Source organism: Nonomuraea sp. NPDC050783 (assembly GCF_040802095.1).
Classification (GTDB): Bacteria; Actinomycetota; Actinomycetes; order Streptosporangiales; family Streptosporangiaceae; genus Nonomuraea.
Genome location: NZ_JBFAHK010000002.1, coordinates 89867 through 104353, shown reverse-complemented (window position 1 = coordinate 104353; position 14487 = coordinate 89867). Strand labels below are relative to the sequence as shown.

General features: G+C 71.9%; 13 protein-coding genes and 1 pseudogene. 2 read left to right on the top strand and 12 right to left on the bottom strand.

The window, feature by feature from the left end:
- Window positions 1-53: 53 nt before the first annotated feature.
- Window positions 54-2210, top strand: a complete 2157-nt coding sequence (metE, locus tag AB0H75_RS05410) for a 5-methyltetrahydropteroyltriglutamate--homocysteine S-methyltransferase (RefSeq protein WP_367790792.1) — start codon at window positions 54-56, stop codon at window positions 2208-2210.
- A gap of 56 nt (window positions 2211-2266) precedes the next feature.
- On the opposite strand, the pseudogene AB0H75_RS05405 reads toward metE, so the two are convergent.
- The 6 genes and pseudogenes from AB0H75_RS05405 to AB0H75_RS05380 form a co-directional block, all read right to left on the bottom strand.
- Window positions 2267-2428 (bottom strand): annotated as a pseudogene (locus AB0H75_RS05405) (phosphotransferase); the annotation flags it as partial.
- Window positions 2429-2434: 6 nt separating this feature from the next.
- Window positions 2435-3325, bottom strand: coding sequence for a carbohydrate ABC transporter permease (locus AB0H75_RS05400; protein WP_367790789.1), 891 nt, complete (start codon window positions 3323-3325; stop codon window positions 2435-2437).
- Window positions 3325-4236, bottom strand: a complete 912-nt coding sequence (locus AB0H75_RS05395) for a carbohydrate ABC transporter permease (protein ID WP_367790786.1) — start codon at window positions 4234-4236, stop codon at window positions 3325-3327. The genes AB0H75_RS05400 and AB0H75_RS05395 overlap by 1 nt, the downstream gene beginning before the upstream one ends.
- Window positions 4236-5648, bottom strand: a complete 1413-nt coding sequence (gene ngcE, locus AB0H75_RS05390) for an N-acetylglucosamine/diacetylchitobiose ABC transporter substrate-binding protein (protein WP_367790783.1) — start codon at window positions 5646-5648, stop codon at window positions 4236-4238. Before ngcE ends, AB0H75_RS05395 begins: the two co-directional genes overlap by 1 nt.
- A 39-nt stretch (window positions 5649-5687) precedes the next feature.
- Window positions 5688-6422: a sugar isomerase domain-containing protein gene (locus AB0H75_RS05385; RefSeq protein ID WP_367790780.1), complete on the bottom strand. Its 735-nt coding sequence runs from the start codon at window positions 6420-6422 to the stop codon at window positions 5688-5690.
- Window positions 6423-7292, bottom strand: coding sequence for a MurR/RpiR family transcriptional regulator (locus AB0H75_RS05380; protein WP_367790777.1), 870 nt, complete (start codon window positions 7290-7292; stop codon window positions 6423-6425).
- A 79-nt stretch (window positions 7293-7371) separates the two neighbouring features.
- Between AB0H75_RS05380 and AB0H75_RS05375 the strand changes: the two genes are divergently transcribed.
- A complete protein-coding gene (locus tag AB0H75_RS05375; RefSeq protein WP_367790774.1) occupies window positions 7372-8367 on the top strand; it encodes an N-acetylglucosamine kinase in 996 nt (331 codons plus the stop codon).
- A gap of 41 nt (window positions 8368-8408) precedes the next feature.
- Here the strand turns inward: AB0H75_RS05375 and AB0H75_RS05370 are convergent, their stop codons facing one another.
- The 6 genes from AB0H75_RS05370 to AB0H75_RS05345 are packed head-to-tail and all read right to left on the bottom strand — an operon-like array spanning window position 8409 to window position 14443.
- On the bottom strand, window positions 8409-9239 hold the full coding sequence (locus tag AB0H75_RS05370; protein ID WP_367790771.1) for a carbohydrate ABC transporter permease: 831 nt from the start codon (window positions 9237-9239) through the stop codon (window positions 8409-8411).
- Window positions 9240-9247: 8 nt separating this feature from the next.
- Entirely contained in the window at window positions 9248-10132 is an 885-nt protein-coding gene (locus AB0H75_RS05365; RefSeq protein WP_367790768.1) for a carbohydrate ABC transporter permease, read from the bottom strand.
- On the bottom strand, window positions 10132-11379 hold the full coding sequence (locus tag AB0H75_RS05360; protein WP_367790766.1) for an extracellular solute-binding protein: 1248 nt from the start codon (window positions 11377-11379) through the stop codon (window positions 10132-10134). Before AB0H75_RS05360 ends, AB0H75_RS05365 begins: the two co-directional genes overlap by 1 nt.
- A 23-nt stretch (window positions 11380-11402) precedes the next feature.
- Complete coding sequence (locus AB0H75_RS05355; protein ID WP_367790763.1) at window positions 11403-12770, bottom strand: cellulose binding domain-containing protein; 1368 nt, start codon at window positions 12768-12770, stop codon at window positions 11403-11405.
- 60 nt (window positions 12771-12830) lie between these two features.
- On the bottom strand, window positions 12831-13577 hold the full coding sequence (locus tag AB0H75_RS05350) for a sugar isomerase domain-containing protein (RefSeq protein WP_367790760.1): 747 nt from the start codon (window positions 13575-13577) through the stop codon (window positions 12831-12833).
- Window positions 13574-14443 (bottom strand): MurR/RpiR family transcriptional regulator, encoded by an 870-nt coding sequence (locus AB0H75_RS05345; RefSeq protein ID WP_367790757.1) that lies wholly within the window; start codon window positions 14441-14443, stop codon window positions 13574-13576. The genes AB0H75_RS05350 and AB0H75_RS05345 overlap by 4 nt, the downstream gene beginning before the upstream one ends.
- Window positions 14444-14487 lie beyond the last annotated feature (44 nt).

Here is a 14487-nt window from a genome sequence, read left to right as displayed (position 1 = left end):
CCCGTCGGCATGATCACAGCCGATCAGTCGTCCACCTGACAGGAGTCGATGAGATGTTTCCCGCATCCACCGTGCTGGGGTATCCGCGGATCGGGCCGCGGCGGGAGCTGAAGCGGGCGCTGGAGTCGTACTGGGACGGGCGCTCGACGCGGGCCGAGCTGGAGCGGGCCGGGGCCGGGCTGCGGGCGCGGACCTGGCGCCGGCTGGCCGAGCTGGGGCTGGAGGGCCTGCCGTCGAACACGTTCTCCCTCTACGACCACGTGCTCGACACGGCGGTGCTGCTGGGCGCGGTGCCGGAGCGCTACCGGGAGGCCGCCGACCCCTACTTCGCGATGGCCCGGGGCACCCAGGGGCTGGCGCCGCTGCGGATGACGAAGTGGTTCGACACGAACTACCACCACCTCGTCCCGGAGATCGGCCCGGACACGGTGTTCAAGCTGGACGCCGCCAAGCCGCTCGGCGAGGTGCGGGAGGCGCGGGCGCTCGGGTACGACACCCGCCCGGTGCTCCTCGGCCCGGTGACGTTCCTGCTGCTGGCCTCGGCCCTCGACCGGCTGGACGACGTGCTCGGCTGCTACGAGGAGCTGCTGGGCGAGCTGGCCGCCGAGGGCGTGGCCTGGGTGCAGCTCGACGAGCCCGCGCTGGTGGCCGACCGGACGCCGGAGGAGCTGGCCGCGGTGCGCGCCGCCTACGACCGGCTGGGCGGGGCGCGGGCACGGCCCGGGCTGTTCGTGGCGTCGTACTTCGGCGACCTCGGCGAGGCGCTGCCGGTGCTGGCCGCCACGCCGGTGGAGGCGATCGGCCTGGACCTGGTGCGCGGCGGCCTGCCCGCCGCCGACCTGACGGGCAAGACGGTGGTCGCGGGCGTGGTGTCCGGGCGGGACGTGTGGCGCACCCCGCCGGAGCGGGCGCTCGCCACGCTGGCGGCGATCCGGGCGGACCGGGTGGCGGTGAGCACGTCGTGCTCGCTGCTGCACGTGCCCTACGACGTGGACGCCGAGCCGGAGCTGGACCCGGCGCTGCGGGCGCGGCTGGCCTTCGCCGAGCAGAAGGTGGCCGAGGTGGTGGCGCTGGCCGGCGCCCTGGCCGGGGGCGGGCTTCCCGCGAGCGCCCCGGCGGCGCCGTCGGTGGCGCTGCCGGGGCCGGTGCCGGCCGAGGGCCGCTCCCCGTACCCGGTGCGGGCCGCGGCGCAGGCCGCCCACCTCGGCCTGCCGCCGCTGCCGACCACCACGATCGGCTCGTTCCCGCAGACCGGCGAGCTGCGCGCGGCGCGGGCGGCCGTGGCGGCCGGGACGCTGGCCCCCGAGGAGTACGACCGGCGCGTCGAGGCCGAGATCGAGCGGGTGATCCGGTTGCAGGAGCGGCTCGGCCTGGACGTCCTCGTCCACGGCGAGCCCGAGCGCAACGACATGGTGCAGTACTTTGCCGAGCACCTCGACGGCTTCGCGGTCACCAGGAACGGCTGGGTCCAGTCGTACGGCTCGCGCTGCACCCGCCCGCCGATCCTGCACGGCGACGTGCGCCGGCCGGAGCCGATCACGGTGCGGTGGGCCTCCTACGCGCGCTCGCTGACGGACAAGCCGGTCAAGGGCATGCTGACCGGACCGGTGACGATCGTGGCCTGGTCGTTCCGCCGCGACGACCTGCCGCTGCGAGACGTGGTGTTCCAGGTCGCGGAGGCCGTCAGGGCGGAAGTGGCCGACCTGGAGGCCGCCGGGGTGCCGATCGTCCAGGTGGACGAGCCGGCGCTGCGCGAGCTGCTGCCGCTGCGGCGGGCGGCGCAGGAGGAGTACCTGGAGTGGGCGGTGGCGGCCTACCGGCGGGCCACCTCGGGGGCCGGGGACCGCACGCAGATCCACACGCACCTGTGCTACTCGGACGCCGACCAGATCCTGGCCGCGATCGACGGGCTGGACGCCGACGTGACCACCATCGAGTCGGCCCGCTCGGGGGCGCGCATCCTGGGGGCGGTGGCGGGGTTCGGGCGCGGGCTCGGGCCGGGCGTCTACGACATCCACTCGCCGCGGGTGCCCTCGGCGGAGGAGGTCGAGGAGCTGCTGCGGCGGGCGCTGCGGGCGCTGCCGGCCGGGCGGGTCTGGGTCAACCCGGACTGCGGGCTGAAGACGCGTACGTACGAGCAGGTAGAGGCGGCGCTGGCCAACGTGGTCACGGCCGCCCGCCGGCTGCGTGCCGAGCTGCCCAGGCCGTAGAAGCGGATGCGCTCACGGTCGTCGCGGTCCAGCGGGAAGGCGTAGTGGGCGACGACCAGGTCGAGGACGTCGGGGCCGAGGTCGCGCAGGAGGCGGGCGAAGTCGTGGGCCGGGTCGGTGACGGCGGCGTCGCTCCAGCCGATGACGCCGGTCACCGCGCCGCTCGCCGGGTGCTCGTTGAGCGGCTCGCCGGCGACCGCCAGGCGGGCGGCCTCCATATGGGGCTATTTGACCGCTCCGGCCGTCAGCCCGGCCTGGATCTGGCGCTGGAAGACCGTGTAGACGACCAGCATCGGCAGGATGGCCAGCGTCAGGGCCGCGAACAGGGCCGACCAGTCCTGGTCGTAGCCGGCGGCGGTGGAGATGTCGGCGATGCCCTGCGGCAGCACCCACTTGTTCCGGTCCTGCAGCAGCACCAGCGGGAGCTGGTACTGGTTCCACTGGCCGAGCACGTTGAAGATCGTGATGCTGACGATGCCGGGCCGCGCCATCGGCAGCATGATCTGGAAGAACACCCGCGTGTGCGAGGCCCCGTCCACCATGGCGGCCTCCCCCACCGCCGTCGGCAGCGTGCGGAAGAAGGCCGACAGGAAGAAGACGGTGAACGGCATCGAGTACGCGATGTAGACCAGCACCAGCCCGGCGTGCGTGTCGAGCCCGATGAGGGGGCCGACGACCGGCAGGTTCCCCATGTTCTGGACGACGAAGAACAGCGGGGTCAGCGCCAGGTAGACGGGGAAGGCCAGGCCCGAGACGAACAGCAGGTAGACGGCCCGGTTGCCGCGAAAGGGGTAGCGGGCCAGCACGTACGCCGCCATCGACCCGATGAGCATCGTCCCGAACGTGCTGAACGCCACCACGACGACGCTGTTGAGCATGTACTGCCCGATGTGCGCCTGCTCCCAGGCCCGCCCGAAGTTGTCCCAGCGCAGCGCGGCGGGCAGCGACCAGGCCGCGCCGAAGATCTCGTCCTCGCTCTTGACCGAGGCCAGGAACGTCCACAGGATCGGCACGACCACCAGCAGGGTCCAGATCGCCAGCGCCACGTGCGTGAGCACGCCGAGCGGGCCGAGCCGCCGGCGGCGCTCCCGGCGGGCCGTTGTGCGGGAGTCCATCAGTACTCGATTCGTTCGCGCCGCGACACGCGCAGCGACAGGATGGCGAAACCGACGGTGAAGAAGAACATGACGACGCCGAGGGCGGAGGCGTAGCCGAAGCGGAAGTACTGGAAGGCGTTGCGGTAGATCTCGGCGGCCATGACCGTGGTCGAGAAGTCGGGGCCGCCGTGCTGGTCGGTCATCACCCACACGATCGCGAACACGTCCAGCGCGAGGATGCCGAGGTAGACCCAGGCGACCTGCACGGTGTCCCAGAGCAGCGGGAGCGTGATGCGGAAGAAGAGGCTGAGCCGGCCGGCGCCGTCGATCTGGGCGGCCTCGAACATGTCGCGCGGGATGCCCGCCAGGCCCGCCGAGAACAGCACCACGTAGAAGCCGACCGCCTGCCACACCAGCACGCCGAGCACCGACCAGAACGCCACGCCCGGGTCCGACAGGAACCCGACCGGCCTGATGCCCAGCGCCATGAGCGGCCCGTTGAGCATGCCGCTGCCGTCCGGCCGGAACACCTGCTGGAACAGCACCGCCACCACGGTGACGGCCAGGACCTGCGGGAAGAAGAACACCACCCGGTAGAACCTGGACCCGCGTACCCCGCTCACGCCGTGCGCGCCGCCCACGTTGAGCAGGAAGGCGAACAGCAGCGCGAGCACGATCGTGATCAGCGGCAGCAGCACAAGCAGCGCCAGGTTGTGGGTGACGGCCTTCCAGAAGATGCCGTCGCCGAAGAGCCGGACGAAGTTGTCCAGGCCGATGAAGGCGGGCGTGGCCGTCACGCCGCGCCAGTCGGTCGTCGCGATGTAGAACGCCTGGGCGTACGGGGCGATGACGTAGACCAGGTAGAGAACCACCGGGGCTGCCAGGAACGAGGCGATGAACAGCCCGCGGCGATACCTGTTGAAGAGCATCAGCGCTTGTACTTCTTGATCGAGGAGTCGTTCTTGATCTCGTCGGCCTTCTTCTGGATGCGTTCGAGGTACTGGTCGGCGGTGAGGTTGCCGGACATGAGCTGGCCGGTGGCGGCGATGGCCTCGTCCTTGAGCGGGCCGTACCAGTTGTTCCAGCGGTAGTAGACGGCGTTGGCGCCGGCCGCGGTGACGGCCTGGCTCGCGCTGGTGACGCCCGGGGAGATGTCGCGGCCCTCGGTGGCGCCCTTGACGACGGTCAGGGTGCGGACGAGCTGGCTGAACTCGCCGGCCGCCTTCTTCGACAGCATGGCCCGCAGGTACTCCATGCCGGCCTGCGGGTTGGGGCTCTTGGCGGAGACGATGAAGTTCTCGCCCGGCTGGGTGTGCAGGGTGCCGTACGGCAGCTTGTCGGAGCCGGTGACGTCGGGGATGGGGAACATGCCGTACGCGAAGTCGGGCGGGGTGGTGGTCTTCTGCTCGTTCTCCAGCCAGGAGCCGGAGGGCAGCATGGCGACCTTGTACTTGTTCTGGGCGGTCTGGGTCTGCACGTGGTCCAGGCCGGTGGTGCCCTCCATGAGGTACTTGGCGCCGACCTCGGCCCAGGCCGCGGCGGCGGTCTTCACCGGCTCGGCGGTCCAGGCGCCGTCCTCCAGGTTGTCGATGTTGACCAGCACCTCGTTGCCGCCGATCTTGGCGGCCATCGTGAGCAGCGGCTCGTAGAGGTACTGGGGGAACTTGCCGGCGTAGGTGAAGGGGGCCATCTTGCCGGACTTCTTGATCGTCTCGCAGAGCTTGAGGAAGTCGTCCCAGGTCTTGGGGACCTGCCAGCCGTTGTCGCGGAAGACCTTCTGCGAGTACCAGATGCCGTGGATGTAGTTGACGTAGCCGAGGACGCTGAACTTGCCGTCGTAGGTGCCGATCTCCACCACCGACGGGTCGATGGTGTCCCTGACCTTGACGTTGGGGTCGTCCCAGCTCGGCGCGTCGAGCAGCGGGGTCAGGTCCTGGAGCTGGCCGTCCTGGGAGAGGGCGCCGAAGTCCATGAAGTTGGCGCCGGAGTTGTCGATCACCTCGGGCGGGTTGCCGCCGGCGAAGCGGGGCTGGAGGACCTTGGTGATCTCCTTGGTGGCGTTGTGCTTGATCTCGACGCCGGAGTACTTGCTCTTGAACAGCGGCTCGTGGATGTTCTTGGCGTAGTCCTGGCCGAAGCCGCCGTCGAAGATCCACACCTCCAGCGGCTTCTTGCCGTCCACGCCGAACGGGTTGGCGGCGCTGGTGGCGACCGGCGCCGCCGAGCCGGACGCGCCGGGCCGGGCGGCGGGGGTGGCGCACGCGGCGAGCGCGCCGGCCACGGGCACGAGGGCCGCGCCGCGGAGGAGTTCACGCCTGCTGATATGGGGGGTGGTAGGCATAACGACTACTCCTGACTTTTCATGATCTGCGGATTGTTGTCATGATCCGCGGCGGATACGCCCCTGGTAGCGGCTCTCCAGCGCCTGGTTGTGCTCGTCGCCGCCGGTCACGTTGACCGACAGGTAGACGGGCGGGGTCTCCCCCAGGGCCACGAGCTCGTCCACCGCCTCGGTGACCACCATCTGCGCCAGCAGCGCCGAGGTGATCGTGGAGACCGCACCGTAGCTGCCGCCGCCGGGCAGGTCGAGGATCGCGTCCCCGTACGGCGCGCCGTTGTCCAGCACGACGTCGGCCAGGTCCATGAGCTTGGCCCCCGACGGGTGGCGCGAGGCCATCCGGGTGCTGTGCCCGACCGAGGTCAGCGCGACGAGCGGATGGCCGCGCTCCTTGACGAGCCCGGCCAGCTCGACGACCGCGCCGTTGACGCCGGAGCTGGAGATCAGCACGAACACGTCCTGCGGCTCGACCGGCGCGAGCGCGTAGACCTCGTGCGCGACGGCCGGGTCCCGCTCCAACTCGGGGGTGAGCACGCTCGGCGGGCGGCCGCCGTACAGGACCAGGTCGCGCGGCGACAGGCGGTTGCTCGGGACCAGCCCGCCGGCCCGCCCGGCGATCTCCATGGCGATGGCCTCGGAGTGGCCCGAGCCGAAGGCGTTGACCACCCCTCCGGCCCTGAGCGAGGCCACCACCAGCGCGGCGGCCCGCCGGACCGGCCCGGCCTGGCTCTCGGCCACCCGGCGGGCCAGCTCCAGGACCTCGTTCACGTACGACATTCAGCCTCTCTCCACCCGGTGGCTCTCCACGGCGCTGATCGTGCGCTCGAACGCCTCGTTCGTGCGCTCGTAGGTGCGCTGGGCGACCGCCACGTACACGGCGTCCAGCACGAAGACCTGCGAGTGGACGGCGGCCAGCCCGCCCAGCCGGAACGTCGTCTCCCTGCTGGCGGTGGTCAGCACCAGGTCGGCCAGCTCGGCCAGCGGGCTGCGCGGGAAGGAGGTCACCGCGACCGTCAGCGCGCCGTGGCTGCCGGCCTCGGCCAGCGCCTCCATGACCTCGCGGGTGCGGCCCCGGTGGCTGATGCCGATGGCCACGTCGCCCTCCTTGAGCAGCGCCGCCTCCGACAGGGCCACGTGGGCGTCACCGGCGCTCCAGCCGGGGATGCCGATGCGGCGCAGCCGCCCCTCCAGCATGGTGGCGACGTCCCCGCTGGTGGAGACGCCGACCAGGAGCACCCGCGAGGCGGCCACGACGGCGTCGGCGACCCGGGCGACCACGTCGAGGTCGAGCTGGGCGGCGGTGTCGGCGATGAGCCGGGTGTCGGCGGCGGCCATCACCTCGATGGCGGTGTCGAGCGGGTCCTCGGGACCGATCTCGTGGCCCACGCCCGCGCCCCAGCCCGCCTGGGCGGCGCGGCCGGTCTCGGTGGCCAGCGCGACGCGCAGCTCGGCGTAGCCGGAGAAGCCGAAGGCGCGGCAGAACCTGGTGACGGTCGCGGGCGAGCTGCCGGCCCGCTCGGCCAGCGCGATGATGGTCGACCGCGCGGCCTCGGCGGGGTCGCCGAGGATCACCTCGCCGACCCTGCGCAACGCCTCCGGCAAACCGGGTAGTTCCGTCTCGACGCGCCCGAGCGCTCCTGAAGTCACGAATATTCCTTCCGAATACCCGGTCTTGCGGCGAAAATTATTCTTGCTTTCGGACGGAGTCAACCCCCAGACTCGGACCGTGACGAAATCGCTGGCGACCGGATCACTGGTGATCGGCGTCGACGCCGGCGCCACCTCGACACGGGTGGCCGTCCACACGCTCGACGGCACGCGGGTGGGCTACGCGCGGGCCGGGGCGGGCAACCCCACCGCGCACGGGCTGGCCAAGGCCGTCGCGGCCGTGCGGCAGGCCCTCGCCGCCGCGCTGACCGGTCACGACGGCACGCGGGTCGTGGCGTCGCTGGCGGGGGTGGCCGGCCTGGCCGCCGAGACGGAGCCGGAGCTGGCGAAGGTCTGGGCCGAGCACGGCATCGCCGAGGGGCCGCGTTGCGAGGGCGACCTGCTCATCGCCTACGCCGCCGGATCGGCCGAGCCCGACGGGGCGCTGCTGCTGTCCGGCACGGGCGCGGCGGCGGCCAGGATCGCCGGCCTGCGGCTCGACGCGGTCGCCGACGCGCTGGGCTGGCTGCTGGCCGACGCGGGCTCCGGGTTCTGGATCGGGCGCGCGGCGGCGATGGCCGTGGTGGACGCCTTCGACCGCGGCCTGCCGGTCACGGCGCTCGACGAGCCCGCCGACGGGCTGGTGGCGCTGGTGGGCCGGAGCTTCCTGGGCGACGAGCGGCCCGGCACGCCGCGCGCGGTCGCCTCGCGCATCGTGCGGCTGGCGCAAGCCGACCACATGCGGCTGGCGGCCCTGTCCCCGCTGGTCGGCAGGGCCGCGACGGCGGGCGACCCGGCGGCGGAGAAGATCGTCGCCGAGGCCGCCGACCGGCTGGCCGCCACCCTGGGCCGCGTCTACACCTCCGGCCCGGTGGTGCTCGCCGGCAGCGTGCTGACCAGCGACGGCCCAGTGCGCCGCGCCGTGACCGCCCGCCTGCCCGCCGGCACGGCCGTCATGACGGCCCGCGACGCGGCGGGCGCGGCGGCCTGGCTGGCGGCCCGCTCCGTGCTCCCCGAGGAGGTGGCGAGGGCGCGGCACGGCACGTTCGTCACCGCCGGCGAGGCCACCTCCTGACCGCTCCCGCCGGCGTCACCCCTTGGCCGCTCCCGCCGGCGTCACCCCTTGACCGCTCCCGCCGTCATCCCGGTGCCCACCCGGCGCTGCAGGAACAGGAAGAGCAGCAGCGCGGGCAGCGCGAACAGGCTGGCCGCCGCCATCGTGGCCCCCCAGTCGGTGCCGAAGACGTCGCGGAACGACGACAGCCACACCGGCAGCGTGCGCTTGTCCTGGTCCTTGATGATGAGCACGTTGACGAAGGCGAACTCGTTCCAGGCCGTGATGAACCCGAACAGCGAGGTCGCCATGAGCCCCGGCGCCAGCAGCGGGAACACCACCCGCCGGAAGGCCGCCGGCCGCGAGCAGCCGTCCACCTGCGCCGCCTCCTCCAGCTCCAGCGGGATCGCGGCCAGGAACCCGCGCAGCGTCACGATCGTGAACGGCAGCGTGATCATGAAGTAGACGCCGGTCAGCATGGCCAGCGAGTCCAGCAGGTCGCTGTCCCTGGCGATGATGAACACCGGCACCAGCAGCGCCTCCCACGGCGCCATCTGCGCGGCGAACACCGCGACCACGAACCCCGCCCGCCCCCGCCACCGCATCCTGGCCACCGCGAACGCCGCCAGCAGCGCCACGACCAGCGCGAGCGCCACCGCCGCGACGGTCACCACGAGGCTGTTGCGCCAGTAGGTCCAGAAGCCCGGCGCGTTGACGGCGGTCACGAAGTGCTCCAGCGTCGGGTGCTCCGGCCAGAACGACGGGGTGGCCGCCTGGATGTCCCTGGTCGGCTTGAACGCGGTCAGGAACATCCAGTAGACCGGGAAGATCGTCGTCACGAGCACGGCGAGCGCCGCCGCGTTGAGCAGCAGCCGCCGCACCGGCCGTCCCATTGGTCCTCTCACTGGCGCACCATCCTTCGCAGGTTGCTGACCAGGGCGACGGCCAGGATGACGACCGTGACCATGGCGACCGCCGAGCCGAGGTCGTAGCGGTGCAGCACGCGGGCGACCTTGAAGGCGTACACCGGCAGGGTGGTGGTGGCGCCGTCCGGGCCGCCCTGGCTGAGCACCCAGATCTGCGGGAAGCACTTGGCCACCCAGATCACCTCCAGCGAGGCGACCAGGGCGAAGAGCTGCCGGAGCATGGGGAAGGTGACCTTCGTGAAGATCTGCCGGCCGGTGCCGCCGTCGATGCGGGCCGACTCGTACAACTCGGCCGGGATCGTGGTGAGCCCGGCGTAGAGGGTGAGGGCGGCGAACGGCACCGACTGCCACACGACGAGCACCACCAGCACCGCGAACGTGGCCGTGCCGTCGGCGAACCACGTGTAGCCCCGGAAGGAGTCGAGGCCGAGCGTGACCAGCAGCCAGTTGACCACGCCCAGCTCCGACTGGAACAGCCACTGGAAGACGGTCGTGGCCGCGATGATCGGGGTGGCCCAGGCCAGGGCCAGCGCGCTCATCAGGGCCAGCCGCAGGCCGCGCCGCAGCCGCTCCAGCATGAGGGCCACGCCGGTGGACAGCGTCACGATGAGCACCACGTTGATCGCGGTCCAGGCGGCGGTGCGGCCCAGCACCCGCCAGAACTCCTCGCCGGCCAGCAGCTCGGCGTAGTTGTCCAGGCCGGCCAGGACCGCGCCGCCCCGGATCAGCTCGCCCATCCGGAAGTGCTGGAAGGAGATCACCGCCGCCTTGAGCAGCGGATACAGCAGGAGGAAGGCCCCGCCTGCCACCGCGGGCGCGATGAGCAGGTAGGGCCAGAGGGCACTCGTCCTTCCTCGCATCAGGATCCGCTGTTCAGCGTCGCGGTGATGGACGCGGAGGTCTTCTTCGCCTCCGTCGCCGGGTCGGCGCCGGTCAGCACGGCGGTCATGTACTGCTTGATCACGGAGGTGGCCTCGACCGCCGCCCAGTTGGGGGTGTTGGGGGTGGCGCGGCCGTTGGCGGCGGCCCTGGCCATGGCGGCGGTGCCCGCGTCGCCGGAGAGCACGCCGGCCAGCGAGGTGCGGTTGGGCACGAAGCTCATCGCCTTGGCCAGCTCGGTCTGGAACTTCTCCCCGGCCAGGGCCTTGACCAGCTCGTACGCCTCCTCCTGCCGCTTGGAGGCGGCCGGGATGACGAGGTCGGAGCCGCCGGTGAAGACCGTGCCCGGCTTGTCGGGGGTCTTGCCCGGGATCGGGAAGAAGCCCATCTTGCCCTTCATCGCCGGCTCCACCTCCAGCACCCGGGCGGCGACGCCGGGCACGGCGATGATCTGGGCGACCTTGCCCTGCGCGAACACCTCGTGCTGCGGCGGGTTGGCCTCGTCGGCGTCCTTCGGGCCCCTGCCGAGGGCCTGGAGGCGCTTGTAGAAGTCCATGCCGGCCAGGGCCTGCGGGGTGTCGAGGGCGCCCTTCCACTTGCCGCCCTCCTGGACGGCGAGGTCGCCGCCCTCGTCCCAGATGAAGCCGGCCAGGGCGTACCAGGTCTGGCCGGTCAGGTAGATGCCCTGGTCGCCGCCCTTGTTCAGCTTGGCGGTGACCTCCAGCCACTCCTCGCGGGTCTTCGGCGGCTCCTTGACGCCGGCCTTGGCCCACAGGTCCTTGTTGTAGACGACGACGCGGTTGGCGGCGTACCACGGGACGCCGTACTGCCGGCCGCCGATGTTGCCCGGCTGGGCCAGGCCCGGCAGCCAGTCCTCGCCCTTGAGGTCGGCGATCTTGCCGGTCAGGTCGGTGACGCCGCCGCTGGCGGAGTACTGGGCGACCTGGGTGTTGCCGACCTCGATCACGTCGGGGGCGTCGGTGCTGGCCAGGGCGGCGGTGACGCGCTCGCCGATGCCGTCCCACGCCTGGATCTGGATGTCGAGGTCCACGCCCTTGTGGGCGGTCTCGTACTCGGTCTCGAACGACTTCAGCAGGTCCTGGGTGACGCTGCCGTCCATGATCCAGACGGTCAGCCTGACGGGGCCGGAGGAAGCCTGGGGCTGCTCCGAGGCGCCACAGGCGGCCAGCGCGAACACGGCCGCCAGCGCCAGGATGCGGTTGTTCATGGCGTTCTCTCAGGGATCGGGGCTCAGGAGGTGGGGACGGTGTCGCGGAAGGCGGTGCCGGCCGAGCGCAGGGCGCCGACCCGGCTCACCACGTCGGCGGGGGTGACGACCTCGTTCTTGCTGTAGTAGAGCCAGTCCACCTGCTGGCGGTAGGTACGGGTGCCCGTGGCGCCCTGGAGATCGATGAACCACTGGTTGAACATGATCCACATCGGCGTCTCGGGGTAGTAGATGTCGCCGTGGTCGGCGAACAGCCGGCCGTCCACGTAGTACCTCATCCGGCCGCCGGAGACCTGGATCACCAGGTCGTGCCAGCCGGCGAAGCTCGCCCGCTCCTCGGTGTGGGTGTTGACGGCCTGCCAGGGGTCGGCCTGGTAGGTCTCCCAGCTCGTGGTGTAGAGGATGTTCGACGGCTCGCCCCAGCCGCCGTTGGGCAGGTACTCGAAGTCCAGCTCGCCGTAGTCGGGGTCGAGGTTGTAGCGCAGCGGGGTGATGGTGAAGAACGTCTGCACCACGTGCTCGCCGTCCGGGCCGCTCGTCGGCGCGTCGCTGAAGCGGACGCGGGCGGCGTAGGTGCCCTCGAAGAACTTGCGGTTGGCGGTGGACAGCTCGGTCTGGACGGTGCCGGCGGCGGTGCCGTTCGTCGAGGAGTCGAGCGTCAGCAGGCCGCCGGGGAACGAGACCGCCGACGGCGACCAGGTCGCGCCGGGCACGCCGGGGCCGCCCGAGCTGGAGCGGACGGTCCAGCCGCGCTGGGCGAGCAGCGGGTCGGCCGGGCCGGAGTAGCTGAAGTCGTCGAACAGGACACCCGCCGAGCCGGTCGGGGTGCCGGTCGGGGTGCCGGTGGGGCTGGTGGTCGGGGTCGGCTCCGTGCCGTTGGGCTTGCCCCAGGCGAGCGTGCCGTTGACGTGCACGGTCACCTTGTCCCAGTTCGCGTACGACGTGCCGGGGCCGTAGGAGTAGTCGTCGCTCTGGGTGAAGCTCTGCCAGTCGGCGCGGTAGAAGCGCAGTTGCAGGTCACCGGTGTTCGCGCCGGGGGCCAGGCCGCCGGCGGTGAAGCCGACCTCCAGGTACTGGTCGGCGCCCGACTGGCGGACGAACTGGCCGGTCACCGTCGAGCAGCCCACCACCGCCCAGGAGCAGGCGAAGCGGTAGGTCTCGGTGCCGGTCAGGTAGTAGCGGATCTTGACCTGGTTGAGCGGGATGGTGGTGGTGCCGTCGTTGAAGAGCTTGAACCAGGGCTCGGCCTGGGCGGTGGTCGGGCCGGGGGCGCTGGTGCGGTACTGGAGGCGTACGGCCTGGGCGGCGCCGGCCGGGGCGACCAGGGCGCCGATGACGAGGGCGAGGGGAAGGGCTACCGCAAGGACGATTTTCACGACATTTCTGGACATGGGGGGTGTCTCCTTGCATGCCGAACCGGCCCGATGGCGGCCGGCGGGGCGAAGGGGTGATCAGGCGCCGCGCCGGATGCGGCCGACGTAACGCGCTTCGAGCCGGAGATTGTGGGCGTCGCCCTCCGGGACGTTGGCGGACAGGTACACCGGCGGGGTCTCGCCCGCGTCGAGCAGGTTGCGCACGGTGCGGGCCACGACGAGCTGAGCCAGCAACGCGGAGGTGATGGTGGACACGGCCCCGACGGCGCCGCCGCCGGGCAGGGGGAGCACGGCGTCGCCGTAGGGCGCGCGGTTGTCCAGGACGACGTCGGCCAGGTCGATGAGCCGGTGGCCCGAGGGGTGGCGGGAGGGGACGGCCTCGCTGTGGGCGCGTGAGGTGATCGCGACCAGGTCGTGGCCGCGCTGCTTGACCAGCGTGGCCAGCTCCACGACCACGCCGTTGACGCCCGAGTTGGAGATGACGACGAACAGGTCGTGCGGATGGACGGGGGCCAGGTCGAGGATCGTGCGGGCGACGGCCGGGTCGCGTTCGAGGTCGTAGCGGTCCAGCTCGGCGCGGGGCGCGTCGCCGTACAGGACGATGTCCCTGAGCGCGAGCCGGTTGGTGGGGACGAGGCCGCCGGCCCGGCCGGCGATCTCCATGGCGACGGCCTCGGAGTGGCCGGAGCCGAACGCCTGGATCACGCCGCCGGCGGTGAGGGCCTTGGTGAACAGGTCGGCGGCGCGGTCGAGCTCGGGGTCGGCGGGGACGGCGCGGACGAGCTCGGCGACGTGGTTGGCGAAGTCCTCTGGATTTATTGTCATAAGTCCCCTTCGGGTAGGCGGTGTCCGGCGACCGCGCGGACGGTGACGTCGAACGCCTGCCGGGTGCGCTCGTACGTGCGCTGCGCCACCGACACGTACACGACGTCGAGCACCAGGAGCTGCGAGTGGATCGCGGCGAACCCCTCCGACCGGAAGCTCGTCGCCCGGCTGGCCGTGGTGAGCACCAGCTCGGCGACCTCCGCCAGCGGCGAGCGTGGCTGCGAGGTGACCGCCACGGTGATCGCGCCGTGGCTGCTCGCCTCGGCCAGCACCTCGATGACCTCGCGGGTACGGCCGCTGTGCGAGATGCCGATCGCCACGTCGCCCTGGCCGAGCAGCGCGGCGTCGGTCAGCGCGCTGTGGGCGTCGGACCTGCTCCAGGTCGGCACCCGCATGCGCTGCAACCGGTACTCCATCTCGCTGGCCACGGCCGCGCTGCTCGACACGCCGAACAGCAGCACCCGCCCCGCCCTGGCCACCGCCTGCGCCACCTTGTCCACCACGGCCAGGTCGAGCTGGTCGGCGGTCTCCTGGATCAGGCGGATGTCGTTGCCGGAGACGACGCCGAGCACCTTGTCGAGGCTGTCGTCGGGCAGGATCTCCTGGCCGATGTCGGTCTGCCAGGTCTGCCGCGCCCGGCGGCCGGTCTCGGTGGCGACGGCCACGCGCAGCTCGGCGTAACCGGCGAAGCCGAGGGCCCGGCAGAAGCGGGTGATGGTGGCCGTGGAGGTCCCGCTCCGCTCGGCGAGGTCCACGATGGTCAGCCGGGCGGCCTCAGCCGGGGCGGCGAGGATGGCCTCGGCGACCTTGCGGAGGGCGTCGGGCATGTCGGGGCGCTCGGCCTGGATGCGGGCGAGAAGTTCCACGCCGTGAAAATTATGCACGGGATCTGGCGCCGTCAAGAGGTTTG